Raw genomic sequence first — 25,018 nt, 5'->3', positions numbered from 1 at the left:
CACGTGACGAAGATCGACGACCTCCCCGTCCGGGACGAGCTGCGCGGCAAGTCCCCGTACGGCGCGCCGCAGCTGGACGTCCCCGTACGCCTGAACACCAACGAGAACCCGTACCCGCTGCCGGAGCCGCTGGTGAAGCGCATCGCCGAGCGGGTCACCGAGGCCGCGCGCGAGCTGAACCGCTACCCCGACCGGGACGCGGTCGAGCTGCGCACCGAACTGGCCGCCTACCTGACGCGCACCGGCGGCCACGAGGTCACGATGGCCAACGTCTGGGCCGCCAACGGCTCCAACGAGGTCATCCAGCAGCTGCTGCAGACCTTCGGCGGGCCCGGCCGCACCGCCATCGGCTTCGAGCCCTCGTACTCGATGCACGGCCTGATCTCCCGCGGCACCGGCACCGGCTGGATCTCCGGGCCGCGCAACGACGACTTCACCATCGACGTCGAGGCCGCCGTGGCGGCCATCGGCGAGCAGCGGCCCGACGTGGTCTTCGTCTGCTCGCCCAACAACCCCACCGGCACCGCCGTCGCCGCCGAAACGGTTCTCGCGCTCTACGAGGCCGCGCAGGCCGCCCGCGCCGGGACCGGCGGCGCGCTGGTCGTCGTGGACGAGGCGTACGGCGAGTTCAGCCACCGCCCCTCGCTGCTCCCGCTGATCGAGGGCCGGCCGAACCTGGTCGTCTCGCGCACCATGTCCAAGGCGTTCGGCGCCGCCGGGCTGCGCCTGGGCTACCTGGCCGCCGACCCGGCCGTGGTCGACGCCGTCCAGCTCGTCCGCCTGCCGTACCACCTCTCGTCCGTCACCCAGGCCACCGCGCTCGCGGCGCTGGAGCACACCGACACGCTCCTGAAGTACGTCGAGCAGCTCAAGGCCGAGCGCGACCGGCTGGTGGACGAGCTGCGCGCGGCCGGCTGCGAGGTGGTCGACTCCGACGCCAACTTCGTCCAGTTCGGCAGGTTCGACGACCAGCACGCGGTCTGGCAGGCCATCCTCGACCAGGGCGTCCTGGTCCGTGACAACGGAGTACCGGGCTGGCTGCGGGTCACCGCGGGAACCCCGGCCGAGAACGACGCGTTCCTCGACGCGGTCCGTGCAGTACTGAAGGAGAACCGATGAACCGCGTTGGGCGCGTGGAGCGCACCACGAAGGAGACCTCGGTGCTGGTCGAGATCGATCTCGACGGCACAGGGCAGGTCGATGTGTCGACAGGCGTCGGCTTCTACGACCACATGCTCGACCAGCTCGGCCGGCACGGCCTCTTCGACCTCAAGGTCAAGACCGACGGCGACCTGCACATCGACACCCACCACACCATCGAGGACACCGCCCTCGCACTGGGTGCCGCCTTCAAGCAGGCCCTCGGCGACAAGGTCGGCATCTACCGCTTCGGCAACTGCACCGTCCCGCTGGACGAGTCGCTGGCCCAGGTGACCGTCGACCTCTCCGGGCGCCCCTACCTGGTGCACACCGAGCCGGAGAACATCGCGCCGATGATCGGCACGTACGACACGACGATGACCCGGCACATCCTGGAGTCCTTCGTCGCGCAGGCGCAGATCGCCCTGCACGTCCACGTCCCGTACGGGCGCAACGCCCACCACATCGTGGAGTGCCAGTTCAAGGCGCTGGCCCGCGCGCTGCGCTACGCCAGCGAACGCGACCCGCGCGCCGCCGGCATCCTCCCCTCCACCAAGGGAGCGCTGTGAACGGCCTGTCCACCGTCTTCATCGTCCTCGGCCTCTTCCTGCTCGGCGGCCTCTACTCCTTCTGGAAGCAGGGGATGGGCAAGAGCGTGCTCGTCCTGCTGGGCATCGGCTCGGCCATGTGCCTGGTCGCCGGCATCCTGCGGCTGGAGGTGTGGAATTGAGCACCGCGCCCGCGAAGAAGGTCGTCGTCTTCGACTACGGCTTCGGCAACGTCCGCTCCGCCGAGCGCGCCCTCGCCCACGTCGGCGCCGACGTGGAGATCACCGGTGACTACGACAAGGCCATGAACGCCGACGGGCTGCTGGTCCCCGGCGTCGGCGCCTTCGCCGCCTGCATGAAGGGCCTGCGCGAGGCCCGCGGCGACTGGGTCATCGGCCGCCGGCTGTCCGGCGGCCGCCCGGTCATGGGCATCTGCGTCGGCATGCAGGTCCTCTTCTCCCGCGGCATCGAGCACGGCGTGGAGACCGAGGGGCTGGACGAGTGGCCCGGCACGGTCGGCCCCCTCAAGGCCGACGTCGTCCCGCACATGGGCTGGAACACCGTCCAGGCGCCGGAGGGCACGCGCCTGTTCGACGGCCTGCCCGCCGACGCCCGCTACTACTTCGTGCACTCCTACGCCGTGGGCGACTGGGAGCTGGTGGTCGGCAACCCCAACATCCGCGCGCCCAAGGTCACCTGGGCCACCCACGGCGAGCCGTTCGTGGCCGCCGTCGAGAACGGTCCGCTGTGGGCCACCCAGTTCCACCCCGAGAAGTCCGGCGACGCCGGCGCCCAGCTGCTGTCCAACTGGACCAAGACCCTCTAGGACCCTCCGCGATGAGCAAGCTCGAACTCCTCCCCGCCGTCGACGTCCGCGACGGCCAGGCGGTCCGCCTCGTCCACGGCGAGTCCGGCTCCGAGACGTCCTACGGCGACCCGTTGCAGGCGGCACTGGCCTGGCAGCGGTCCGGCGCCGAGTGGCTGCACCTGGTCGACCTCGACGCGGCGTTCGGCACCGGCGACAACCGCAAGCAGATCGCCGAGGTCGCCCGGAGCATGGACATCAAGGTCGAACTCTCCGGCGGCATCCGCGACGACGCCTCCCTGGAGGCCGCGCTGGCCACCGGCTGCAAGCGCGTCAACCTCGGTACGGCGGCCCTGGAGACCCCCGAGTGGGTCGCCAAGGTCATCGCCGAGCACGGCGACAAGATCGCGGTCGGCCTGGACGTCCGCGGCACCACCCTGCGCGGCCGCGGCTGGACCCGCGACGGCGGCGACCTCTACGAGACGCTGGCCCGCCTGGACTCCGAGGGCTGCGCCCGCTACGTCGTCACCGACATCAACAAGGACGGCACGCTCCAGGGCCCCAACCTGGAACTGCTGCGGGGCGTCTGCGCCGCGACCGACAAGCCCGTCGTCGCCTCCGGCGGCGTCTCCTCCCTTGACGACCTCCGGGCGATCGCCACCCTGGTACCTGAAGGCGTCGAGGGCGCGATCGTCGGCAAGGCGCTCTACGCCAAGGCGTTCACCCTGGAAGAGGCATTGGAGGCCGTTTCGTCATGACCATAGAGCGCGCGCAGACCGACAGTCCCTGGGAAGAGATCATCGGCTTCGCGCGCGCCGTGGCGGCCGGCGACCGCGTCCTGGTCGCCGGCACGATGCCACTGGTCGGTGGCGTGCTGTACGGGGAGGGCGACCCGTACGAGCAGACGAAGGTCGCCTTCACCAGCGCGCTGGAGGCCCTGGAGCCGTTCGGGCTCGGGGCCGGGTCGGTCATCCGTACCCGCATGTACCTGACCCACGCGCGCGACGTGGACGAGGCGGCCCGCGCCCACAAGGAACTCTTCGACGCCGTACGGCCCGCCACGACCCTGGTCGTGGTCTCCGGCTTCGCCGACTCGCGCGTACTGGTCGAAGTCGAACTCGAAGCATTCAGAGAGGCCACGAACACATGACCCTGGCGGTCCGAGTCATCCCCTGCCTGGACGTGGACAACGGCCGGGTCGTCAAGGGCGTCAACTTCCAGAACCTCCGCGACGCCGGCGACCCCGTCGAAATGGCCAAGATCTACGGCCAGGAGGGCGCCGACGAACTGACCTTCCTGGACATCACGGCCTCCTCCGGCAACCGCGAGACCACCTACGACGTGGTCCGCCGCACCGCCGAACAGGTCTTCATCCCCCTCACGGTCGGCGGCGGCGTCCGCACCCCCGAGGACGTCGACAAACTCCTCCGCGCCGGCGCGGACAAGGTCGGCGTCAACACCGCCGCCATCGCCCGCCCCGACCTGATCCGCGAGATCGCCGAACGCTTCGGCAGCCAGGTCCTGGTCCTGTCCGTCGACGCCCGCCGCACCGAGACCGGCTCCTTCGAGGTCACCACCCACGGCGGCCGCCGCGGCACCGGCATCGACGCCGTCGAATGGGCCCACCGCGCCGCGGAACTCGGCGCCGGCGAGATCCTCCTGAACTCCATGGACGCGGACGGCACCAAGGACGGCTACGACACCGAGATGATCGCCACCGTCCGCAAGCACGTCACGGTCCCCGTCATCGCCAGCGGCGGCGCGGGCCGCCTGGCCGACTTCCCGCCCGCCGTCGAAGCAGGCGCCGACGCGGTGCTGGCCGCGTCCGTCTTCCACTTCGGGGATCTGCGGATCGGCGAGGTCAAGGAGACGTTGCGGGGGGCGGGGCATCCGGTGCGGTGAGCCGGTCATCCGTCCCGGAGGTGAACGCCGTGCGGCCGCTCACTCGTGGTGACTACTGGGGCGCGAGCATGCTGGTGGGTGGCCTGGCCTGCGGTCATGCCTGCGATCACGGTTGATCTCGCCGGGGAAGAACTGACCGAACTGCGTGCCGAAGCCGAGAAGTCGGGCGTGTCGGTCGAGCGGCTGGCGCACGGAATCGTCTGCGAAAGCGTTGCGCGCAGAAGGCGGCAGAGGCTTACCGCCATGTGCCACGCTCGCAGCGGCGAGGCCGGCTCACCCGGGGCCGCCTTGCCGCCGAGTGACGGCAAAGGAACGTGAACGGAACTGCGAAGGGCCGGAACCCGGGTGCGTAACGGGCCTATCGGGACAGCCGCTGACCGATTCTCCCGTGGTGCTTGTGTTCATGGACGGGGCCTCCATACCGTGCTGGCGTTCGGATCCCGGATGCCCACCGGAAGGACGCCCCCGTGATGATGTTCTCCCCGACCGGCCGTCACCGAGCCCCCCGCCGCCGCAGTGGTGCGGGGCGATTACTCACCCGCGCCTCGACGGCGGCGGCCACCCTGGCGCTGCCGGTCGTCGGCGCCTCCGTCGCCTCCGCCGCGGACGGTGGCACGTACACCGTCGCCCCCGGCGACAGCCTCTCCGGGATCGCCGCGAAGCAGAAGGTCAAGGGCGGCTGGAGCAAGCTGTACGCGAGCAATCGCGCAGCGGTCGGGGGCAATCCTGACCTGATCAAGGTCGGTACGAAACTGAAGCTGAGCGGTACGGCCGCCACCCCACAGCGGCACGTCTCGCGCTCCGCCGCCCGGCCCTCCGTGCGTGCCGCGGCCGGTGACGCCGTGCGGCCCGTGCGCGGTGGCACGCTCACCGCCGGCTTCGGGGCCGGCGGCGGCCACTGGGCGCACGGGCACACCGGGCAGGACTTCGCCGTACCCGTCGGCACCGCCGTACGCGCCGCCCGGGGCGGGACCGTCGTGAAGGCCGGCTGGGGCGGCGCGTACGGGTACGAGGTCGTCGTACGCCACCACGGCGGCTCGTACACGCAGTACGCGCACCTCTCGCAGATCCGGGTGGGCGTGGGGAGCACCGTCGGCGCCGGTGAGCGCATCGGGCGGTCCGGCGCGACCGGCAACGTCACCGGTCCGCATCTGCACTTCGAGGTCCGGGCCACGCCGAACTACGGATCGGCGGTCGACCCGATGGCCTGGCTGCGCCGGCACGGCGCGTTCGATTAGGCGGTGGCCTCTCGCGTCACCGCCTGCCTTTGCGGGCCGCCCGTACGTACTCCCGGTTCATCTTGGTGATGCTGAACAGCGGGATGCCCTTCGGGCAGGCGGTGGCGCACTCGCCGGCGAGGGTGCAGCCGCCGAAGCCCTCGTCGTCCATGGTGGCCACCATGTCCAGGACCCGGGTCTCGCGCTCGGGGGCGCCCTGCGGCAGCACATTGAGGTGGTTGACCTTCGCCGAGGTGAACAGCATCGCCGAGCCGTTCGGGCAGGCCGCCACGCACGCGCCGCAGCCGATGCACTCGGCGTGCTCGAACGCGAAGTCGGCGTCCGGCTTCGGTACGGGCGTGGCGTGTGCCTCGGGTGCGGCGCCGGTCGGTGCGGTGACGTAGCCGCCGGACTGGATGATCCGGTCGAAGGCGGAGCGGTCGACGACCAGGTCCCGTACGACGGGGAAGGCCGCGGCGCGCCACGGTTCGACGTCGATGGTGTCGCCGTCCTTGAAGGACCGCATGTGCAGCTGGCAGCTGGTGGTGCGCTCCGGGCCGTGCGCGTCGCCGTTGATGACGAGGCTGCACGCGCCGCAGATGCCTTCGCGGCAGTCGTGGTCGAAGGCGACCGGGTCGTCGCCCTTGAGGATGAGTTCCTCGTTGAGGGTGTCGAGCATCTCCAGGAAGGACATGTCGGGGGAGATGCCGTCCACGTCGTAGGTGGACATGCCGCCGTCGGCGTCGGTGTTCTTCTGCCGCCAGACGCGCAGGGTGAGCTTCATGCGTAGCTCCGCTGGGTGGGGTGGACGTACTCGAAGACCAGGTCTTCCTTGTGCAGGACGGGCGCGGCGCCGGTGCCGGTGAACTCCCAGGCGGCGGCGTAGGAGAACGCCTCGTCGCGGCGTTCGGCCTCGCCGTCGGGGGTCTGCGACTCCTCGCGGAAGTGGCCGCCGCAGGACTCGGCGCGGTGCAGCGCGTCGAGGCACATCAGCTCGGCCAGTTCCAGGTAGTCGACGATGCGGTTGGCCTTCTCCAGCGACTGGTTGAACTCCTCGCCGGTGCCGGGCACCTTGATGCGGCGCCAGAACTCCTCGCGGATCTGCGGGATGCGGTCGAGCGCCTTGCGCAGGCCGGTTTCCGTACGGGCCATGCCGCACAGTTCCCACATCAGCTCGCCGAGTTCGCGGTGGAAGGAGTCGGGGGTGCGGTCGCCGTCGACGGACAGGAGGAGGTTGAGCTGGTCCTCGGTCTCGGCCAGGGCTTCCTGGACGGCGGGGTGGGCCGCGGTGATCTCGTCGTGGTGGGGGTGGCGGGCCAGGTAGTCGTTGATCGTGGACGGCAGGACGAAGTAGCCGTCGGCGAGGCCCTGCATGAGGGCGGACGCGCCGAGCCGGTTGGCGCCGTGGTCGGAGAAGTTGGCCTCACCGATCGCGAACAGGCCGGGAACAGTCGTCTGGAGGTCGTAGTCGACCCAGAGGCCGCCCATCGTGTAGTGCACGGCGGGGTAGATCCGCATCGGCACCTCGTACGGGTTCTCCGCGGTGATCCGCTCGTACATCTCGAAGAGGTTGCCGTACTTCTCCTCGACGGCCTTGCGGCCCATCCGGGCGATGGCGTCCGCGAAGTCCAGGTAGACGCCCTGGCCGCCGGGGCCGACGCCGCGCCCCTCGTCGCACACGTTCTTGGCGGCGCGGGAGGCGATGTCGCGGGGGACGAGGTTGCCGAAGGAGGGGTAGATCCGCTCCAGGTAGTAGTCGCGCTCGTCCTCGGGGATCTCGGCGGGCGGCCGCGTGTCGCCCTTGGCCTTCGGGACCCAGATGCGGCCGTCGTTGCGCAGCGACTCGCTCATCAGCGTCAGCTTGGACTGGTGGTCGCCGGTGCGCGGGATGCAGGTGGGGTGGATCTGGGTGAAGCAGGGGTTGGCGAAGTACGCGCCGCGCCGGTGGGCGCGCCAGATCGCGGTGGCGTTGGAGTTCATGGCGTTGGTCGACAGGTAGAAGACGTTGCCGTAGCCGCCGGAGGCGAGGACCACGGCGTCCGCGAAGTACGTGTCGATCCGGCCGGTGACCAGGTCGCGGGCGACGATGCCGCGGGCCCGGCCGTCCACGACGATCAGGTCCAGCATCTCCGTACGCGGGCGCATCTCGACGTTGCCGGCGGCGATCTGGCGGGAGAGTGCCTGGTAGGCGCCGAGCAGCAGTTGCTGCCCGGTCTGGCCCCGCGCGTAGAAGGTACGGGAGACCTGGACGCCGCCGAAGGAACGGGTGTCGAGCAGGCCGCCGTACTCGCGGGCGAAGGGCACGCCCTGGGCCACGCACTGGTCGATGATCTCGACGGAGATCTGCGCCAGGCGGTGCACATTGGACTCGCGCGCCCGGAAGTCGCCGCCCTTGACGGTGTCGTAGAACAGGCGGTGCACGGAGTCGCCGTCGTTGCGGTAGTTCTTCGCGGCGTTGATGCCGCCCTGCGCGGCGATCGAGTGGGCGCGGCGCGGCGAGTCCTGGTAGCAGAACTGGACCACGTGGTAGCCCTGTTCGGCGAGCGTGGCGCCGGCCGAGCCGCCGGCCAGGCCGGTGCCGACGACGATGACGGTGTGCTTGCGGCGGTTGGCCGGGTTGACCAGCTTGGCCTGGAAGCGGCGGGTGTCCCAGCGGTCGGCGACCGGGCCCCCGGGCGCCTTGGTGTCGGCGACCGGCTCCCCGGTCGCGTACTCGGTGTAGGAGGTCATGTCAGCTCACTGCTCCGGTCACGACGGCCACCGGTACGGCGACGAAGCCCGCCGTCAGCACCAGGGCGAGGAGGTTGGCGACGGTCTTGAGCACCCGGTCACGGGCGGCGCTGCCGACGCCCAGCGTCTGCGCGGCGCTCCAGAACCCGTGCCGCACGTGCAGGCCGAGGGCGAGCATCGCCACGATGTACAGGGCGGTGACGGGCCAGCGGTCGAAGGAGGCGATCAGGTTCTGGTACGGCTGTCCGGCCTCGGCCCGCGGGTTCACCGTCAGTGTGGTCAGGTCCAGGATGTGCCAGACGATGAAGAGGGCGAGGATCACGCCGCCCCAGCGCATGGTGCGGGTGGCGTAGCTCGTGCGCTGCTTCTTGTGCACGTACTTGCTCGGCCGCGCCTTGATGTCGCGGCGGCTGAGCTGGAAGGCGGCCACGCCGTGGGTGAGGACGGCGGCCAGCAGTACCACCCGTGCGATCCACAGGAACCACTCGTGGTGCAGGAAGGGCTCGCCGACGGTGCGCAGCCAGTGCGCGTAGCCGTTGAACTCGTCGGAGCCGAAGAAGATCTTGAGGTTGCCCAGCATGTGCGCGACCAGGTACAGCAGCATCACCACGCCGCTGACCGCCATCGCGGTTTTCTTGCCGACGGTCGAGTGCCACAGCAGGCCCGCGAAGGACGGCCGCCGATCCGTCCGGGTGTCCAGTGCCATGGGTCCCGACGGTAGGGACCGTCCGGCCCATCAGTCCAAGACATGGTGCGGCTCATCTCCATAGACTCTGCCTATTGACCCCTATCATCGGGCCATGCAGCTCCAGCAGCTCCGCTATTTCACGGCGGTCGCCGACACCCGCCACTTCACCCGCGCCGCCGAGCGCGAGCACGTCGCACAGCCCTCGCTGTCGCAGCAGATCAAAGCCCTGGAACGGGAGCTGGGCGCCGACCTCTTCCACCGGGCGCGCGGCCACATCACCCTCACCGACGCGGGGGAGACGCTGCTGCCGCTGGCCCGCCGCATCCTGGCCGACGCCGAGACCGCGCGGCGCGAGGTGCAGGAGGTCGCCCAGCTGCGGCGCGGCCGGCTGCGGCTCGGCGCTCCGCCCAGCCTGTGCGCGAGCCTGGTCCCGGACGTACTGCGCGTCTTCCACTCCGCCTACCCGGGCGTGGAGCTGGTCGTCCACGAGAACGGTTCGCAGGATCTCGTACGCACCCTGGCGGACGGCGAGCTGGACCTCGCGCTCATCATCACACCGCTCCCTGAGCAGGCCCCGGCCCTGGCCACCGCCGAACTGCTGCGGGAGGAACTGGTCGTGGTCTCCGCGCCGGACCGGCCGGGCCCGGTGCGGGGCGGCCGGCTGATGCGCGTCGAGGACCTGCGGGGCCGTCCGCTGGCGATGTTCCGGCGCGGCTACGACCTGCGGGAGTTCACCACGGCGGCGTGCCGGGCGGCCGGGTTCGAGCCGGTCTTCACCGTCGAGGGCGGCGAGATGGACGCGGTCCTGGGATTCGTACGGGCCGGGCTGGGCGTCGCGGTGGTGCCCAGCATGGTCGCCGAACGCTCGGGGCTGCGCGTCACCCGCTTCGCCACCCCGGACATGCACCGGGTGATCTCGGTGGCCCACCGGGGCGACGTCTCGCCGCCGCGGGCCGCCCGCGAGCTCCGGCGCATCCTGCTGGCGCGCCTGGGTCCGGAGCGGCCGGGAGGGTGACGGTCGTCGACGTCACCATCAGCACGGGCGGCACCCCGATCGCCCTGATCGAGGCCGTCCGGGCGGCCCGGGACCGGCGAGCCGCCCCCGGGCCCGCGGGCCTACAGGCCGAGCTTGGCCTCCAGCGCCTTGGCCACCGCGTCCTTGTCCCCGTCCAACTGCACGTCGGCCACCGTCTGCCGCCCGAAGGCGAACAGGAGCAGCTCACCCGGCTCGCCGGTGACCGTGACGACCGGCGTACCGCGGTGTGCGACCGCCGTCCGGCCGTCCGGGCGGCGCAGCACCAGCCCCACCGGCGACTTGCGCCCCAGCAGCCGCGCCATCTTCTCCAGGCGCGACCACAGCACGTCCGAGAAGACCGGGTCCGGCTCGCGCGGCGCCCAGTCGGTGCCGGCCCGCCGCACGTCCTCGGAGTGGACGAAGAACTCGACGGTGTTGGCGGCCTCGTCGATCTGCTTGAGGGCGTACGGCGAGAAGCGGGGCGGGCCGGTACGCACGAGCCGCAGCAGCTCGTCGTACGGCTTCGCGGCGAACTCCCGCTGCACCCGCTCCAGGCGGCCCGCCAGCGGCTTGAGCACCAGGCCCCCGGCGGCGTCCGCGCGCCGCTCGCGCACCACCACGTGTGCGGCGAGGTCCCGGGTGGTCCAGTCCCCGCACAGCGTCGGTGCGTCGGGCCCGGCGCCCTCCAACAGGTCGGCAAGGAGCAGCCGTTCACGCTTCGCATGGGTCGACATGCGTCCAGCCTACGACCGGCGCGCGGCGGGTGCCACGGCGCCGCGCGGCCCGTCAGCCGCGCAGCAGCAGTACCGCGGCGACCAGCAGCCCCGCGGCGAAGATCGCGAGCAGCACCACCGACGCGACCTTCGCCGTGCGGTCGGCGTCCGGGGGCGGCGGCTGGCGGGTCATGGGTGCAGCATGCCGTACGCCGGCCGCACCCGGCGCACCAGCGGTCCCGCGCACGGCACGCTCCGCGCACGGCACAATGGAGCCATGAGCAGCCGCGTCCTGGATTCCCAGCTCGACCCCGCCGTCGCCGCCCGCCTCAAGCGCGACGCCGACGGCCTGGTCCCCGCCATCGCCCAGCAGTACGACACCGGCGAGGTGCTGATGCTCGGCTGGATGGACGACGAGGCGCTGCACCGCACGCTCACCACCGGCCGCTGCACGTACTGGAGCCGCAGCCGCCGGGAGTACTGGGTCAAGGGCGACACGTCCGGGCACGTCCAGCACGTGAAGTCCGTCGCCCTGGACTGTGACGCGGACACGGTCCTGGTCAAGGTCGACCAGGTCGGCGCCGCCTGCCACACCGGCGCCCGCACCTGCTTCGATGAGGATGTGCTCACCGAAGGGCAGTAGGCTCCGCGCCATGACCTCGGGAACCACCGGCACCGCCACACCGGACCTGGAGAACTTCCGTACGCTCGCGAAGGACCGCCGGGTCATCCCCGTGACCCGGCGTCTGCTCGCCGACGGCGACACCCCGGTGGGCCTCTACCGCAAGCTGGCCGCCGAACGGCCGGGCACCTTCCTGCTGGAATCCGCCGAGAACGGCCGCACCTGGTCCCGGTACTCCTTCGTCGGCGTACGCAGCGCCGCCACCCTGACCGTGCGCGACGGGCAGGCCCACTGGCTGGGCACCCCGCCGGTCGGCGTGCCCACCGGAGGCGACCCGCTCGCCGCGCTGCGCGCCACCGTCGAGGCCCTGCACACCCCCAGGGACCTGATCGAGGGCCAGGGCCTGCCGCCCTTCACCGGCGGCATGGTCGGCTACCTCGGCTACGACATCGTGCGCCGGCTGGAGAAGATCGGCGACAGCACCGCCGACGACCTCGGGCTGCCCGAGCTGACCATGCTGCTCACCTCCGACCTGGCCGTACTGGACCACTGGAACGGCACGGTCCTGCTGATCGCCAACGCCATCAACCACAACGACCTGGAAACCGGCGTGGACGAGGCGTACGCGGACGCCGTGGCCCGCCTGGACGCCATGGCCTACGACCTGGCCCGCCCGGCCCCCGCGAGCGCCGCGGCCCTGCCGCCCTCCGAACTGCCCCCGTACACCGCCAAGTGGGGCGGGCCCGCCTACCAGGAGGCGGTCGAGGACGTGAAGGAGCGCATCCGCGCGGGCGACGCCTTCCAGGTCGTGCCCTCGCAGCGCTTCGAGACCGAGTGCACCGCCTCGGCGCTGGACGTCTACCGGGTGCTGCGGGCCACCAACCCCAGCCCGTACATGTACCTGCTCCGCTTCGAGGACGGCGTCGACATCGTCGGGTCCAGCCCCGAGGCGCTGGTCAAGGTCGAGAACGGGCAGGCCACCCTGCACCCCATCGCCGGCACCCGGCCGCGCGGCGCCACCGTCCCGGAGGACCAGGCCCTCGCCGAGGAGCTGATGGCCGACCCCAAGGAGCGCGCCGAGCACCTGATGCTCGTCGACCTCGGCCGCAACGACCTGGGCCGGGTCTGCGAGCCCGGCAGCGTCGAGGTCGTCGACTTCATGTCCGTCGAGCGCTACAGCCACGTCATGCACATCGTCTCCACGGTGACCGGGCGGCTCGCACCGGGCCGCAGCGCCTTCGACGTGCTCACCGCCTGCTTCCCCGCCGGCACCCTCTCCGGCGCGCCCAAGCCGCGCGCGATGCAGATCATCGAGGAGTTGGAGCCGACCCGGCGCGGCCTGTACGGCGGCTGCGTCGGCTACCTGGACTTCGCCGGCGACTCCGACACCGCCATCGCGATCCGCACCGCGCTGCTGCGGGACGGCAGGGCGTACGTCCAGGCGGGCGCGGGCGTCGTCGCGGACTCCGACCCGGTGGCGGAGGACACGGAGTGCCGCAACAAGGCGGCCGCCGTGCTGCGTGCCGTGCACACGGCCAACGGCCTGGGGGCCTGAGCAGGGCCTTCGCGGCACGGAGGCACCGCGCCCGGCAGGCACGGGCGCGGCCTCCGTACAGTGGTAGGCGTGACTGCCGTAGACCACCCCCGCGCCGACGTGATCGCGACCCCGTCGGCCAAGCCCGCGCGCAGCGGGAAGAGCCTGGCGCTCGCGCTGATCTCCGGCGCGGCCGGGGCAGCCGTCGTGCTGCTGGCCTCCGGCCGCACCTGGGCCAGGGCCACCGCCGTCGTCGCCCAGGGACAGCTGCCGCAGACCGCGTCGGGCCAGGACGTCACGGGCGTGCCGGGCGCGCTCGCCATCGTCGGCCTGGCCGCCCTGGTCGCCCTCTTCGCGGTGCGCGGGGCGAGCCGGACGGCGGTCGCCGCGCTGCTCACGCTCAGCGGCCTGGGCACGGTCGTCGGCGCCTACCTGGGCATTTCCGACACCGCCGCGCTCCGGGAGAAGGCGGCCACCGCGACCGGCCTGTCCGACGCGGGCGTGCAGGACGTCTCGCACACCTTCTGGCCTTGGACGGCGGTCGCGGGCGGTGTCCTGCTGCTGGTCGCCGGGGTGCTGGCACTGCTGTACGGGCGGTACTGGCCCGCGATGTCGGGGCGCTACGAGCGCGCCGGCGCGGCTCCCCGCGGCCCGCGCCGCGCCGCCCCCGCCGACCCGGACCGCCCGGAAGAGATGTGGAAGTCCCTGGACCGGGGCGAGGACCCGACCCGGTAGTGGCCGGGCCCCGGCCATCGGGGACAATGGACGGCGAGGGATCACCGCGCCCGACTCAGGCGCGAAAAAGCTACGAGGAGCACTCATGTCGAGCAGTGGCCACGGACACACTCCCGCCGCCTGGACCGGCGTCATCATCTCGTTCATCGGCTTCTGCGTCGCCGGCGCCTTCATCGTGCTGGCGAACGTGCCCGGGTTCTGGGCGGGCATGGTCCTGATCGGCCTCGGTGCCGTGGTCGGCGGCGTGATGCGCGCGATCGGCATGGGCCAGAGCGGCAAGAAGGGCGCGACGGCCCACGGCCAGGCCAAGGCCCGGCCCCAGGAGGGCTGAGGCAGGGCCGGGCCCCGGCCCGGCAGCAGATCCTTTTGGCGGCGCGGCTTTCCGGCCCGCACGGACGAGGTGCCCGGCGGCACCACCCGTACGGCGGCCGGGAAGTCGCGCCGTTGTCCGTCCGGCACCATCATCGGCACCGTGAGCGAACCCGTGGCCCCGGTCCGTGGCCCGGCAGCCGTGTCCGGCCCGGTCCGGCGGCTGGCGGCGCCGCTCGGAGCGCTGGCGGCCGCCGCCGCGTCCTTCGCCGTGGTGGGCATCGTCGACCCGAACGAGCCCGGCCACTACCCGGTCTGCCCGCTCCTCCACCTCACCGGTATCCACTGCCCTGCCTGCGGCGGGCTGCGCAGCGCGCACGCCGTCGCGCACGGTGACCTGGGCACGGCGGCCGGCGCCAATGTGCTCGCGGTCGCCGGTTACGCGGTGTGCGCGCTCTTCTGGGCGGTGTGGGCCGTACGGGCCGCGCGCGGCCTCCCCACGGCGGGGCCGCGGCCCAAGGCGGTTCACTGGTGGGCGCTGGGCGGGCTGCTGCTCGTGTTCACGGTCGTGCGCAATCTTCCGTTCGGGGCGTGGCTGAACCCGTAGCGACCGTTCTTTATCCGCCCCTTATCTGTCCAGGTGGTGGGACCGCCGTCAACCGGATGCGAGACCTTCGGCCCTCGCCGGATACCATCGGAGAGCCTGACGGGGCGACACTCGCCCCGAGGGCGACTGTCCCCTCCACCGCTCAAGAAGGAGGCCGCTCGCGTGAGTGTGCTCGACGAGATCATCGAGGGAGTCCGCGCAGACCTTGCCGAGCGGCAGGCGCGGGTCGGCCTCGACGAGCTCAAGGAGCGGGCCCTCAAGGCGCGCCCGGCCAAGGACGGGGCCGCGGCCCTCAAGGGCGACAGCGTCACGGTGATCTGCGAGGTCAAGCGCTCCAGCCCCTCCAAGGGCGCGCTCGCCGCCATCGCCGACCCGGCCGGCCTGGCCGCCGACTACGAGGCGGGCGGCGCGGCGGTCATCTCCGTACTGACGGAGCAGCGCAAGTTCGGCGGCTCGCTGGCCGACCTGGAGGCCGTCCGGGCCAAGGTCGACATCCCCGTTCTGCGCAAGGACTTCATCGTCACCGCCTACCAGCTGTGGGAGGCCCGTGCGTACGGCGCCGACCTGGCGCTGCTGATCGTCTCCGCGCTGGAGCAGGAGGCGCTGGTCTCGCTGATCGAGCGGGCCGAGTCGATCGGGCTGACGCCGCTGGTCGAGGTGCACGACGAGGAAGAGGTCCAGCGGGCCGTGGACGCCGGCGCGCGGATCATCGGGGTCAACGCCCGCAACCTGAAGACCCTTGAGGTGGACCGCGGGAACTTCGCGCGGATCGCGCCGGAGATCCCGGACCACATCGTCAAGATCGCCGAGTCCGGCGTGCGCGGGCCGCACGACCTGATCGCCTACGCCAACGACGGGGCCGACGCCGTGCTGGTCGGCGAGTCGCTGGTGACCGGCAAGGACCCGAAGACCGCCGTCGCCGACCTGGTCGCGGCCGGTTCGCACCCCGCCATCCGGCACGGGCGGGGCTGACCCCTCCCATGACCACCGCCCGCCTCCACCGCCCCGGCCCGCTCCCGGGCCCGTCCGGCGTGCTCGCCGCGGCCGGTGCCGCGCGCGACCCGCACGCGGCGCTGGGGCGCGGGTGCCGGCCGCGTGGCTGCCGGGCGCCGGCGCGCCGGGTGCGCGGGCGGCGGGTCAGGTATCACATCGGCGCGGAGCCGGGCCAGATCAACGGCAGGCGATGGCGCCGTAACGGCGCGCTGTAACCGCCCGTCGCCGGGCGCGGAGGGCTCCCTGCCGGGAGCCGCGCCCCGCTGCCCGCGCGTGCAGCGCTCCGGCACGCCCCGCCCCGCCGTTCCCGCGCTGTACGGGAGACACGCGGGGAGTTGAGGCGTACCGCATGCTGTGATGCCCGCATATCCATACTTCCGGGGCTTGTGCCCCGATCGAGGAGTACGTCGGATGTCTTCTGATTTCTTCATCCCGGACCCGGAGGGCCAGGTCCCGGACGCCGGTGGGTACTTCGGCGCCTTCGGCGGCAAGTTCATCCCCGAGGCGCTGGTCGCCGCGGTCGACGAGGTGGCCGCCGAGTACGAGAAGGCCAAGGCGGACCCGGCCTTCGCGGCCGAACTGAACGACCTGATGGTCAACTACACCGGCCGCCCCAGCGCCCTGACCGAGGTGCCGCGGTTCGCCGGACACGCCGGCGGCGCCCGGATCTTCCTCAAGCGCGAGGACCTGAACCACACCGGCTCACACAAGATCAACAACGTGCTGGGCCAAGCGCTGCTGACCAGGCGCATGGGCAAGACCCGCGTCATCGCCGAGACCGGCGCCGGCCAGCACGGCGTGGCCACCGCCACCGCCTGCGCCCTCTTCGGCCTCGAATGCACCATCTACATGGGCGAGATCGACACCGAGCGGCAGGCGCTGAACGTCGCCCGCATGCGGATGCTCGGCGCCGAGGTCATCGCCGTGAAGTCCGGCAGCCGCACCCTCAAGGACGCCATCAACGAGGCGTTCCGGGACTGGGTCGCCAACGTCGACCGCACCCACTACCTCTTCGGCACGGTCGCCGGACCGCACCCCTTCCCGGCCCTGGTCCGCGACTTCCACCGGGTCATCGGCGTCGAGGCGCGCCGCCAGATCCTGGAGCGTGCCGGGCGCCTGCCCGACGCCGCGGTGGCCTGCGTCGGCGGCGGCTCCAACGCCATCGGCCTGTTCCACGCGTTCCTCCGGGACGCCTCCGTACGGCTCGTCGGCTGCGAGCCCGGCGGGCACGGCGTCGAGACCGGCGAGCACGCCGCCACGCTCACCGAGGGCACCCCCGGCATCCTGCACGGTTCCCGCTCCTACGTCCTGCAGGACGAGGACGGCCAGATCACCGAGCCGTACTCGATCTCCGCCGGACTGGACTACCCGGGCATCGGCCCCGAGCACTCCTACCTCAAGGACACCGGCCGCGGCGAGTACCGGGCCGTCACCGACGACGCGGCGATGCGGGCGCTGCGGCTGCTGTCGCGGACCGAGGGCATCATCCCGGCCATCGAGAGCGCGCACGCGCTGGCGGGCGCGCTGGAGATCGGCCGCGAACTGGGCGAGGACGGGCTGATCCTGGTCAACCTGTCCGGGCGCGGCGACAAGGACATGGACACCGCGGCCCGCTACTTCGGGCTGTACGGGGCGCCCGCCGACGGCACGGTCGAGGCGGACGACACCGACGCCACGGACACCGCGCTCGGCGCGCACGACGAAGGGGGCAAGTGATGGCGGGCAACGTCCGACTGCTCGGCAGCACCCTGGCCGCGGCCAAGGAGGAGAACCGGGCCGCGCTGGTCGGCTATCTGCCGGCCGGCTTCCCGACCGTGGACGGCGGGGTACGGGCCGTCACGGCGATGATCGAGGGCGGCTGCGACGTCGTCGAGATCGGGCTGCCGCACAGCGACCCGGTCCTGGACGGCCCGGTCATCCAGACCGCCGACGACATCGCGCTGCGCGGCGGCGTGAAGATCAAGGACGTCATCCGCACGGTCGGCGAGGTGCACGCGGCGACCGGCGCGCCGGTGCTGTGCATGACGTACTGGAATCCCGTGGACGCGTACGGCGTCGAGCGGTTCGCCGCCGACCTCGCCGCCGCGGGCGGGGCCGGGTGCATCCTGCCCGATCTGCCGGTCGAGGAGTCCGGGGCATGGCGAGCGGCGGCCGCGCGGCACGGCCTGGCCACGGTGTTCGTGGTGGCGCCGAGCAGCCGGGACGAACGCCTCGCGAAGATCACCGAGGCGGGCAGCGGCTTTGTGTACGCGGCCTCGCTGATGGGGGTCACCGGCACCCGGGAGTCGGTCGGCCGCGAGGCGCAGGATCTGGTCGGGCGTACCCGGGCCACCACCGACCTGCCGGTCTGCGTCGGCCTCGGCGTCTCGAACGCCGAACAGGCCGCCGAGGTCGCGCAGTTCGCGGACGGCGTCATCGTCGGGTCGGCCTTCGTCAAGCGGCTGCTGGACGCGGGGGACGACCTGGAGGCCGGCCTCGCGGGCGTCCGCGAGCTGGCGGGCGAACTGGCGGCCGGGGTGCGCAAGCGGGGCTGACGCGCGCCGGTGTCCCTCGTTAGGACGAAGAACGCGGCGGAGGGGTGCGAGGGCGCCCCTCCGCTTCGTTGTTCAGGGGCGTGAGCCAGAACAATCAAGACAAAAAGAACAGCGCCCGTGAGCGGCTGCAGGCCCAGCGGGTGAAGGAGAAGGCACGCGAGCGGCGCAGCCGGCAGTGGAAGGTCGGCGGGGCCGTGCTGGCCGTGCTGGCCGTGGCCGGCGGTATCGGCGTCTGGGCGGCCTCCTCCGGCGACGACTCCGGCGGCACCGGCGCGGTAGCCGTGCCCAAGGGGGCGCAGGACAGCGACAAGCCCGCGGTGCCGGTCGGCAAGAAGGAGGCCCCGTCCACGCTCACCGTGTGGGAGGACTTCCGGTGCCCCGCCTGCGCCCAGTTCGAGAAGGGCTTCCGCGGCGCCATCCACGAGCTGGAGGACGCCGGGCAGCTCAAGAGCGACTACCACCTGGCGACGATCATCGACGCCGGCATGGGCGGCAAGGGGTCGGTCACCGCCGCCAACGCCGCGATGTGCGCCCAGGACGCGGGCCGCTTCCGCGAGTACCACGACGTGCTGTACGACAACCAGCCGCCCGAGCAGCAGGACCGGTTCGCCGACAAGAAGTACCTGATCGAACTGGCCGGGAAGGTCCCCGGACTGGCCGGTGACGCCTTCACGCAGTGCGTCAACGACGGCAAGTACACCGACTTCGTGCACAAGTCCAACAGCGCCTTCACCAACACCGGGTACCGCGGGACGCCGACGGTCCTGCTGAACGGCAAGAACCTGGCGGACGAGAAGAACCTCACCCCCGACCAGCTCAAGCAGCGGGTGCGGGACGCCGCCAAGGACAAGAGCAAGGACCAGAGCAAGGGCAAGGACAAGGGCAAGGACCAGGGCACGGGCGCGGGCCACGGAGCCGGTACGGGGCACGGCGCCGGGGCCGGTGCGGAGCACCCGGGCGGGGCGGCGAGCCGGGTGCCGGCGCCGTAAGGGTCGTTACACAGCCGTAGCCGGGTGGGTTGTCGCCGTGCCCACCTGGCGCGGTAGCGTCGTCCCTGCCATGGACCTCGCATTCATTCCCAGCCCCTCGACCGGTGTCGTCTACCTCGGCCCGATTCCGCTGCGCGGCTACGCTTTCTGCATCATCATCGGCGTCTTCATCGGTGTCTGGCTCGGCAACAAGCGCTGGATCCAGCGCGGCGGCCGCTCCGGGACCGTCGCGGACATCGCCGTGTGGGCCGTGCCTTTCGGGCTCGTCGGCGGCCGCCTCTACCACGTCATCACGACGTACGAGCCGTACTTCGGCAAGGGCGGCCACCCCCTCGACGCCTTCAAGGTCTGGGAAGGCGGCCTCGGCATCTGGGGCGCCGTCGCGCTCGGCGCGCTGGGCGCCTGGATCGGCTGCCGCCGCCGCGGCATCCCGCTGCCCGCGTACATGGACGCGCTGGCGCCGGGCCTCGCGCTGGGCCAGGCGATCGGCCGCTGGGGCAACTGGTTCAACCAGGAGCTGTACGGCCGCGCAACCGACGTCCCGTGGGCGCTGAAGATCGCCGACGATCCGTCCATCGGCCGGGTCGGCGGCACCTACCACCCGACGTTCCTCTACGAGTCGCTGTGGTGCGTCGGTGTCGCGCTGCTGGTGATCTGGGCCGACAAGCGCTTCAAGCTGGGGCACGGGCGGGCGTTCGCGCTGTACGTGGCGTCGTACTGCGCGGGCCGCGCCTGGATCGAGTACATGCGGGTGGACGAGGCCCACCACATCCTGGGCCTGCGCCTGAACGTGTGGACCGCGCTCATCGGCCTGGTCGTCTCCCTCGCCTACCTGGTGATCTCCGCGAAGAAGATCCCGGGCCGCGAGGAGGTCGTCGAGCCGGGGGCGCAGGACGCGGACCCGGACGGCGGGGACGCCGAAGGCACGCGGGACTCCAAGACCGGCAAGGACGCCAAGGACGCCAAGGCGGTCAAGACCGTCAGGACCGCCGCGAAGCTGACGAAGGACACCGGGGCCAAAAGCGGCAAGGAGTCCTGACGCACGGCACCGCACCGCTCGGCCGGAGGCCGTCCCGACCCCGTGGGGCCGGGACGGCCTCCGCCGTTTCCGGCGGGCTCACCGGGGCCGGCGGGTCGCCAGCGCGAGGACCCGGCGCGCCGCGGCGACCACGGCAGCATCGACGAAGCGGCCGTCCGGCAGGGCGCAGGCACCGGCACGGGCGGTCGCCGCCTTCACCACCTCCACGGCCCTCTCGACCTCCTCGGCGGTCGGCAGGAAGGCCCGTTCGATCACCGGCAGCTGGCGGGGGTGCAGCGCGGCCCGGCCGAGGAACCCCATGGCCCGGCCGCGCGCGCACGAGAGCGCCAGCGCCTCGGTGTCGCGCACATCGGTGAAGACCGACTGCGGCGGGGGCGGCAGCCCGGCCGCGCGGGCGGCGACCACCGTACGGCCGCGGACCCAGCCGAGCCCGTCCTCGTCCCGTACGCCCAGCTCGGCCCGGAGGTCGGCCTCGCCGAGGGAGATGCCGCACAGCGCCGGGTGCGCGGTGGCGACGGCGTAGGCGTTCTCCACGCCGAGCGCGGTTTCGAGCAGTGCGTACAGCGGGGGCACCCCCTCCGCGCGCCCGGGGCAGGCCGCGGCCGCCCAGGCCGCGGCGCGGCCGACGTCGGCGGCCGTGCCCACCTTGGGCAGCCGCAGCCCGGCCAGCGCGGGAAGGGCCGCGAGCAGCCGGACCTCCGTCGCGGCGCGCGGGCCGGTGAGCGCATTGACACGGACGTGCAGCGCGGGTGTGGAGCCCGCGGGCCGGGGCTCGGCGAGCAGCTCGGCGGTGGCCCGCAGGGCGTAGGACTTGCGGTCGGTGGCGACCGCGTCCTCCAGGTCGATCACGACCGCGTCGGCCCCGGAAGCCAGCGCCTTGGCGACCGTACCGGGGCGGTCGCCCGGCACGTACAGCCAGGTCAGCGGCGGGACGACGGCCGGTGCCGCGGAGGCGGTCATACGGCCCCTTCCGCGCGCAGGGCGGCGACGCGCGCCGCCGGGAGGCCGAGCAGACCGGTCAGCACCGCGTCCGTGTCCGCGCCGTGCGGGCGGCCCGCCCACCGGATGGCGCCCGGCGTCGCGGAGAGCCGGAAGAGGACGTTCTGCATCCGGACCGTGCCCAGTTCGCCGTCCGGGACCTCGGTGATCGAACCGAGCGCCCGGTACTGCTCGTTCGCCATCACCCCGCGGATGTCGCAGACCGGCGCGACCGCCGCCTCGGCCCGTTCGAACGCGGCGACCACCTCGTCCGTGCCGTGCCGCGCTATCCACCCGCCGACCGCCGCGTCCAGCTCGTCGGCGTGCCGGGCCCGCCCCGAGCCGGTCTCGAACCACTCCTCGGCGGCGAACTCCGGGTGGCCGACCAGGCGCAGCACCCGCTCCGCCACGGACCGGGTGGAAGCGGAGACGGCCAGCCAGGCGCCGTCGGCGGTGCGGTAGGTGTTGCGCGGGGCGCTGTTGGCGGAGCGGTTGCCGGTACGCGCCTGGACGTGGCCGAGCTGGTCGTACCAGAGGGGCTGCGGGCCCAGGACCGTCAGCATCGGCTCGATGATGGCGAGGTCCACGACCTGGCCCCGGCCGGTGCTCTCCCGTCCGCGCAGCGCCGCCAGCACGGCGTACGCGGTGGTCAGCGCGGCGACGGAGTCGGCGAGGCCGAAGGGCGGCAGCGTCGGGGGGCCGTCCGGCTCGCCGGTGAGCGCGGCGAACCCGCTCATCGCCTCGGCGAGGGTGCCGAAGCCGGGGCGGCGGGCGTACGGCCCGAACTGGCCGAACCCGGTGACCCTGGCGAGCACCAGCCCCGGCTGGGCGGCGGCCAGCTCCTCGGGGCCGAGGCCCCACTTCTCCAGGGTGCCGGGCCGGAAGTTCTCGACCACGACGTCCGCGGTGGCGGCCAGGCGCAGCAGGACGTCCCGGCCGCCCGGGGTGGCGAGGTCGAGGGTGACCGTCTGCTTGTTGCGGCCGAGCAGCTTCCACCACAGCCCGACGCCGTCCTTGGCGGGGCCGTGCCCGCGGGACGGGTCGGGGCGCCGGGGGTGCTCGACCTTGATGACCTCGGCGCCGAAGTCACCGAGCAGCGTGGCGGCCAGGGGCCCGGCGAACAGCGTGGCCAGGTCGAGGACGCGCAACCCGGCCAGGGGGCCGGGAGAGGCGGCGGCCGGCGGTGCGGGGTGGGCGGTCGGCCGGCTTCCGGGGGGCTGGTGCACGGGGTGCCTCGCATTCTCGCGGCGGGGGAGTGGGGTGCTCATGGCGCGGCGGGCCGTACGGCGGCCAGTGCCGCCGTGCGGTCCGCGAGGGTGTCGAAGCCGATGCCGTCCAGGTCGCCGACGGTGGTGGCGAGGCGGTTGCGGAGCGGCGCCGTCCAGCGGGCGGGCAGTGCGTCCGGTGCCCCCGCGAGGAGACCGGCGATCGAACCGGCCGTGGCGCCGTTGGAGTCGGTGTCCCAACCGCCGGACACCACCCGGCAGACGGAGCCGGTGAAGTCGCCGCCGGCGTGGGTGAGGGCGGCGGCGAGCAGGGCCGCGTTCGGTACGACGTGCACCCAGTGGTGGTGTCCGTACGCGAGGTGGAGCCGGTCGACGACGGCCGCGAAACCGGCGTCGGTCCCGGTGGGCTCGGCGCGCGCCGTCTCGATGCCGAACCGTACGGCCCCGGCCAGCCGGGACCGTTCGGGTACGACGGCGAGCCCGGCCCGCAGGCAGCCGTGCACGTCCGTAGGCCCGCCCGCCGCCTCGGCGATGGCGGCCGCCGCGAACATCGCGCCGTACACGCCGTTGGCGGTGTGGGTGAGCGTCGCGTCCCGCCAGGCTGCCTCCGCCGCGCCGGCCGGGTCGCGGGGGTGGGTCCAGCCGAAGACGTCCGCCCTGATCAGCGCGCCGATCCACTCCCGGAAGGGGTTGCGGTGGGTCGCGGTGTGCGGCGGTTCGATGCCGTCCAGGAGGTTGCGGTACGCCACGCGCTCGGCGGTGAACGTCCGCCCGGCGGGCAGTTCGCCGAGCCAGAGCCGGGCCACGTCCGAGGTGCGGAAGCCGTGGCCGTGGCGCTGGAGGAGCAGGAGCCCGAGCACCGGGTAGTCGAGGTCGTCGTCCTCGGGCATGCCGTCGATGTTCTCGGCGAGCGAGGTGGCGCGGCTGCTCCTGTTCCACGGGTAGCGGGCGGCGAGCGCGGGGTCCAGGCCGACGGCGGTGAACCAGCTGCGCAGCGGCCAGTTGCCGGTGGCGCGGGCGAGCGCCCGGATGCCGGCGAGCGGCAGCTTCTCGACCGGCTTGCCGAGCAGGCACCCGGCCGCCCGCCCCAGCCAGGCGGCTTCCAGGCGGGGGCGCAGCGCGTGGGGCGGGCCGGGTGCGCCGGGGGGCGCGGCCGGCCAGGAAGGGCAAGCGGCCTTGATCGCGGGCAGGCCGGTGGGTTCGTCGGCGGCCAACGGGGAGGGCAGTGCGGCGAGTGCGGCGAGCAGCCGGTCGGCCAGGGTGCGCAGGCGCGGGTCCGCGGGTCCGGGGGAGGCGCCGGACCGCTCGGGGGCGGGGCGGCCGCCCGCCGTGTACCACCGGTGTTCGACGGCCGAGGCGTCCCGCCCGTCCTCGGCCGCCTGCCGCAGTTCGTGCCCGATCAGGTCCTCGGGCTGCACCCAGGTCAGCCGCAACGCCCCGGGGCGCGGGCCGGTGGGCCCGCCCGGCTGCCGGCGGGCCATCACGCACCCGCGATCGCGGCGAAGGCGCGCTCGTGGGCGAGCCGTCGCCGCCGGTCCTTGGCGAAGACCTCGCGGGCGACCCCGGCCAGCGCCACGCCCGGGGCCCGCAGGTCGAGCCGGCTCGCACGGGCGACGTCCGCGCCCCAGTCCCGCGGGATCGCGTGCTCGCCGTGCAGGGCGCCCGCGAGCGCGCCGCTCATGGTGGCGATGGAGTCGCAGTCGCGTCCGTAGTTGACCGAGCCCAGGACCGTACGGCGGAAGTCGCCGGCGCCGACGAGCAACATGCCCAGGGCGACGGGCAGTTCCTCGACGGAGTGCAGCCGGGACGGGCGGCGCGCCCCGAGGGAGGGCTCCCGGTAGGCGGGGCCGACGGTGTCGAAGGGCGCGACGGCCGCACGCAGGGGCTTCAACGCGGACTCGCAGTCCGTGTGCCGTCCGGCCACCGCGCAGACGGCCTCCACGGCGGCGCGCGTCCCGTCCTTCGCGAGCCGCAGCACGTCCCCGACCACGGAAGCGGGCGTGGCCCCGGGTTTGCAGGCGGCGGCCACGGCGGCGGCGAAGACGCCCGCCGCCTCCCGCCCGTACGAGGACTGGTGGGCACCGGCGATGTCCACCGCCTCCGCGTAAGCCCCCTCGGGGTGACCGGCGTTGACGATGCCGACCGGCGCCATGTACATCGCGGCGCCGCAGTTGACGATGTTGCCGACGCCTGCCTCGCGCGGATCGGCGTGCGCGTAGTGCAGCCGGGTCACGAGCCACTTCTCGGCGAGGAAGAGGCGGTGCAGCGGCAGCGCCTCGGCCTCCAGCTCGGGGATCCAGCGGGGGGTGCCCATCAGGTCGGGCACCAGGTGCTCGGCGACGGCGTACGCGTCCAGGTGGTCGCGGACCTTCTCGTAGACCCGCACCAGCGCGTGGGTCATGAGGGTGTCGTCGGTGACGTGCCCGTCGCCCTTGTGGTACGGCGCGATGGGGCGCGCGGTGCGCCAATCGTCGTGGAAGGGGCCGACGATGCCGGTGACGCGGCCGCCGTGCCGCGCCACGATCTGCTCCGGTGTGCACCCTTCGACGGGCCCGCCGAGGGCGTCACCGACCGCGGCGCCGACCAGGCAGCCGGTCGCGCGGTCCGCCAGGGACGGGCAGGGGGACGCCGGTGCCGGCTCCGGTGCCGGCTTCGGTTCCGGTCGCGGTGCGGGGGATGCGGGGTGCGTCATGG

General features: G+C 73.1%; 29 protein-coding genes. 21 read left to right on the top strand and 8 right to left on the bottom strand.

The window, feature by feature from the left end; translation table 11 throughout:
- The first annotated feature begins 3 nt into the window (after positions 1 to 3).
- From ACH4K4_RS18270 to ACH4K4_RS18230, 9 genes are all read left to right on the top strand, one after another.
- Positions 4 to 1,119 (top strand): histidinol-phosphate transaminase, encoded by a 1,116-nt coding sequence (locus tag ACH4K4_RS18270; RefSeq protein ID WP_398168360.1) that lies wholly within the window; start codon positions 4 to 6, stop codon positions 1,117 to 1,119.
- On the top strand, positions 1,116 to 1,709 hold the full coding sequence (gene hisB, locus ACH4K4_RS18265) for an imidazoleglycerol-phosphate dehydratase HisB (protein WP_003984418.1): 594 nt from the start codon (positions 1,116 to 1,118) through the stop codon (positions 1,707 to 1,709). The genes ACH4K4_RS18270 and hisB overlap by 4 nt, the downstream gene beginning before the upstream one ends.
- Positions 1,706 to 1,870 carry a hypothetical protein gene (locus ACH4K4_RS18260; RefSeq protein WP_199930901.1) on the top strand — a complete coding sequence of 55 codons (165 nt, stop codon included), beginning with the start codon at positions 1,706 to 1,708 and terminating at the stop codon, positions 1,868 to 1,870. Before hisB ends, ACH4K4_RS18260 begins: the two co-directional genes overlap by 4 nt.
- A complete protein-coding gene (gene hisH, locus ACH4K4_RS18255) occupies positions 1,861 to 2,514 on the top strand; it encodes an imidazole glycerol phosphate synthase subunit HisH (RefSeq protein WP_398168359.1) in 654 nt (217 codons plus the stop codon). Before ACH4K4_RS18260 ends, hisH begins: the two co-directional genes overlap by 10 nt.
- Before the next feature lie 11 nt (positions 2,515 to 2,525).
- Complete coding sequence (gene priA / locus ACH4K4_RS18250) at positions 2,526 to 3,251, top strand: bifunctional 1-(5-phosphoribosyl)-5-((5-phosphoribosylamino)methylideneamino)imidazole-4-carboxamide isomerase/phosphoribosylanthranilate isomerase PriA (protein WP_398168358.1); 726 nt, start codon at positions 2,526 to 2,528, stop codon at positions 3,249 to 3,251.
- Complete coding sequence (locus ACH4K4_RS18245) at positions 3,248 to 3,643, top strand: RidA family protein (protein ID WP_398168357.1); 396 nt, start codon at positions 3,248 to 3,250, stop codon at positions 3,641 to 3,643. The genes priA and ACH4K4_RS18245 overlap by 4 nt, the downstream gene beginning before the upstream one ends.
- Positions 3,640 to 4,395: an imidazole glycerol phosphate synthase subunit HisF gene (gene hisF, locus ACH4K4_RS18240; RefSeq protein ID WP_398168356.1), complete on the top strand. Its 756-nt coding sequence runs from the start codon at positions 3,640 to 3,642 to the stop codon at positions 4,393 to 4,395. The genes ACH4K4_RS18245 and hisF overlap by 4 nt, the downstream gene beginning before the upstream one ends.
- 96 nt (positions 4,396 to 4,491) lie before the next feature.
- Positions 4,492 to 4,713 carry a hypothetical protein gene (locus ACH4K4_RS18235; RefSeq protein WP_398168354.1) on the top strand — a complete coding sequence of 74 codons (222 nt, stop codon included), beginning with the start codon at positions 4,492 to 4,494 and terminating at the stop codon, positions 4,711 to 4,713.
- A 152-nt stretch (positions 4,714 to 4,865) separates the two neighbouring features.
- Entirely contained in the window at positions 4,866 to 5,633 is a 768-nt protein-coding gene (locus ACH4K4_RS18230) for a peptidoglycan DD-metalloendopeptidase family protein (RefSeq protein WP_398168700.1), read from the top strand.
- 16 nt (positions 5,634 to 5,649) lie between these two features.
- Here the strand turns inward: ACH4K4_RS18230 and ACH4K4_RS18225 are convergent, their stop codons facing one another.
- From ACH4K4_RS18225 to ACH4K4_RS18215, 3 genes are read right to left on the bottom strand one after another with little or no spacing between them, the layout of a single operon-like run.
- On the bottom strand, positions 5,650 to 6,396 hold the full coding sequence (locus ACH4K4_RS18225) for a succinate dehydrogenase/fumarate reductase iron-sulfur subunit (protein WP_398168353.1): 747 nt from the start codon (positions 6,394 to 6,396) through the stop codon (positions 5,650 to 5,652).
- Positions 6,393 to 8,342: a fumarate reductase/succinate dehydrogenase flavoprotein subunit gene (locus ACH4K4_RS18220; protein ID WP_398168352.1), complete on the bottom strand. Its 1,950-nt coding sequence runs from the start codon at positions 8,340 to 8,342 to the stop codon at positions 6,393 to 6,395. The genes ACH4K4_RS18225 and ACH4K4_RS18220 overlap by 4 nt, the downstream gene beginning before the upstream one ends.
- 1 nt (position 8,343) lies before the next feature.
- Entirely contained in the window at positions 8,344 to 9,048 is a 705-nt protein-coding gene (locus ACH4K4_RS18215) for a succinate dehydrogenase cytochrome b subunit (protein ID WP_398168350.1), read from the bottom strand.
- Between the two features lie 94 nt (positions 9,049 to 9,142).
- On the opposite strand from ACH4K4_RS18215, the gene ACH4K4_RS18210 reads away from it, so the two are divergent.
- On the top strand, positions 9,143 to 10,045 hold the full coding sequence (locus tag ACH4K4_RS18210; RefSeq protein WP_398168348.1) for a LysR family transcriptional regulator: 903 nt from the start codon (positions 9,143 to 9,145) through the stop codon (positions 10,043 to 10,045).
- Positions 10,046 to 10,146: 101 nt separating this feature from the next.
- Here ACH4K4_RS18210 and ACH4K4_RS18205 read toward each other — a convergent pair whose 3' ends face one another.
- On the bottom strand, positions 10,147 to 10,779 hold the full coding sequence (locus ACH4K4_RS18205) for a TIGR03085 family metal-binding protein (RefSeq protein ID WP_398168346.1): 633 nt from the start codon (positions 10,777 to 10,779) through the stop codon (positions 10,147 to 10,149).
- Between the two features lie 256 nt (positions 10,780 to 11,035).
- Here ACH4K4_RS18205 and hisI point away from each other — a divergent pair, with 256 nt between their 5' ends.
- The 11 genes from hisI to lgt all read left to right on the top strand — a co-directional run bounded on the left by hisI (position 11,036) and on the right by lgt (position 20,120).
- Positions 11,036 to 11,401, top strand: a complete 366-nt coding sequence (hisI, locus tag ACH4K4_RS18200) for a phosphoribosyl-AMP cyclohydrolase (RefSeq protein WP_398168344.1) — start codon at positions 11,036 to 11,038, stop codon at positions 11,399 to 11,401.
- Positions 11,402 to 11,411: 10 nt separating this feature from the next.
- The gene (locus ACH4K4_RS18195; protein ID WP_398168343.1) at positions 11,412 to 12,935 is read left to right on the top strand and encodes an anthranilate synthase component I; all 1,524 of its coding nucleotides are present in this window, start codon (positions 11,412 to 11,414) and stop codon (positions 12,933 to 12,935) included.
- A gap of 69 nt (positions 12,936 to 13,004) precedes the next feature.
- Complete coding sequence (locus ACH4K4_RS18190) at positions 13,005 to 13,649, top strand: TIGR02234 family membrane protein (RefSeq protein WP_398168342.1); 645 nt, start codon at positions 13,005 to 13,007, stop codon at positions 13,647 to 13,649.
- Between the two features lie 85 nt (positions 13,650 to 13,734).
- Positions 13,735 to 13,980: an HGxxPAAW family protein gene (locus ACH4K4_RS18185; RefSeq protein ID WP_360134515.1), complete on the top strand. Its 246-nt coding sequence runs from the start codon at positions 13,735 to 13,737 to the stop codon at positions 13,978 to 13,980.
- A gap of 141 nt (positions 13,981 to 14,121) precedes the next feature.
- Positions 14,122 to 14,565: a DUF2752 domain-containing protein gene (locus ACH4K4_RS18180; RefSeq protein ID WP_398168340.1), complete on the top strand. Its 444-nt coding sequence runs from the start codon at positions 14,122 to 14,124 to the stop codon at positions 14,563 to 14,565.
- 162 nt (positions 14,566 to 14,727) lie between these two features.
- A complete protein-coding gene (gene trpC, locus ACH4K4_RS18175) occupies positions 14,728 to 15,537 on the top strand; it encodes an indole-3-glycerol phosphate synthase TrpC (protein ID WP_398168338.1) in 810 nt (269 codons plus the stop codon).
- Positions 15,538 to 15,545: 8 nt separating this feature from the next.
- Entirely contained in the window at positions 15,546 to 15,773 is a 228-nt protein-coding gene (trpM, locus tag ACH4K4_RS18170) for a tryptophan biosynthesis modulator TrpM (RefSeq protein WP_398168336.1), read from the top strand.
- A gap of 196 nt (positions 15,774 to 15,969) precedes the next feature.
- A complete protein-coding gene (gene trpB / locus ACH4K4_RS18165) occupies positions 15,970 to 17,274 on the top strand; it encodes a tryptophan synthase subunit beta (RefSeq protein WP_398168335.1) in 1,305 nt (434 codons plus the stop codon).
- Positions 17,274 to 18,092 carry a tryptophan synthase subunit alpha gene (gene trpA / locus ACH4K4_RS18160; protein ID WP_398168334.1) on the top strand — a complete coding sequence of 273 codons (819 nt, stop codon included), beginning with the start codon at positions 17,274 to 17,276 and terminating at the stop codon, positions 18,090 to 18,092. Before trpB ends, trpA begins: the two co-directional genes overlap by 1 nt.
- A gap of 80 nt (positions 18,093 to 18,172) precedes the next feature.
- The gene (locus ACH4K4_RS18155) at positions 18,173 to 19,081 is read left to right on the top strand and encodes a thioredoxin domain-containing protein (RefSeq protein WP_398168333.1); all 909 of its coding nucleotides are present in this window, start codon (positions 18,173 to 18,175) and stop codon (positions 19,079 to 19,081) included.
- A gap of 70 nt (positions 19,082 to 19,151) precedes the next feature.
- Positions 19,152 to 20,120: a prolipoprotein diacylglyceryl transferase gene (gene lgt, locus ACH4K4_RS18150; RefSeq protein WP_398168331.1), complete on the top strand. Its 969-nt coding sequence runs from the start codon at positions 19,152 to 19,154 to the stop codon at positions 20,118 to 20,120.
- Positions 20,121 to 20,198: 78 nt separating this feature from the next.
- Here the strand turns inward: lgt and ACH4K4_RS18145 are convergent, their stop codons facing one another.
- From ACH4K4_RS18145 to ACH4K4_RS18130, 4 genes are read right to left on the bottom strand one after another with little or no spacing between them, the layout of a single operon-like run.
- A complete protein-coding gene (locus ACH4K4_RS18145; protein ID WP_398168330.1) occupies positions 20,199 to 21,080 on the bottom strand; it encodes an HpcH/HpaI aldolase/citrate lyase family protein in 882 nt (293 codons plus the stop codon).
- Positions 21,077 to 22,366 carry a CaiB/BaiF CoA transferase family protein gene (locus tag ACH4K4_RS18140; protein ID WP_398168329.1) on the bottom strand — a complete coding sequence of 430 codons (1,290 nt, stop codon included), beginning with the start codon at positions 22,364 to 22,366 and terminating at the stop codon, positions 21,077 to 21,079. Before ACH4K4_RS18140 ends, ACH4K4_RS18145 begins: the two co-directional genes overlap by 4 nt.
- Entirely contained in the window at positions 22,363 to 23,805 is a 1,443-nt protein-coding gene (locus ACH4K4_RS18135) for an ADP-ribosylglycohydrolase family protein (RefSeq protein ID WP_398168328.1), read from the bottom strand. The genes ACH4K4_RS18140 and ACH4K4_RS18135 overlap by 4 nt, the downstream gene beginning before the upstream one ends.
- On the bottom strand, positions 23,805 to 25,016 hold the full coding sequence (locus ACH4K4_RS18130; RefSeq protein WP_398168327.1) for an ADP-ribosylglycohydrolase family protein: 1,212 nt from the start codon (positions 25,014 to 25,016) through the stop codon (positions 23,805 to 23,807). Before ACH4K4_RS18130 ends, ACH4K4_RS18135 begins: the two co-directional genes overlap by 1 nt.
- Positions 25,017 to 25,018: the final 2 nt, after the last annotated feature.

It is taken from the genome of Streptomyces sp. NPDC017529 (assembly GCF_044329785.1).
In the GTDB taxonomy this organism is placed as follows: domain Bacteria; phylum Actinomycetota; class Actinomycetes; order Streptomycetales; family Streptomycetaceae; genus Streptomyces.
This window is presented reverse-complemented; position numbering and strand designations above follow the sequence as displayed.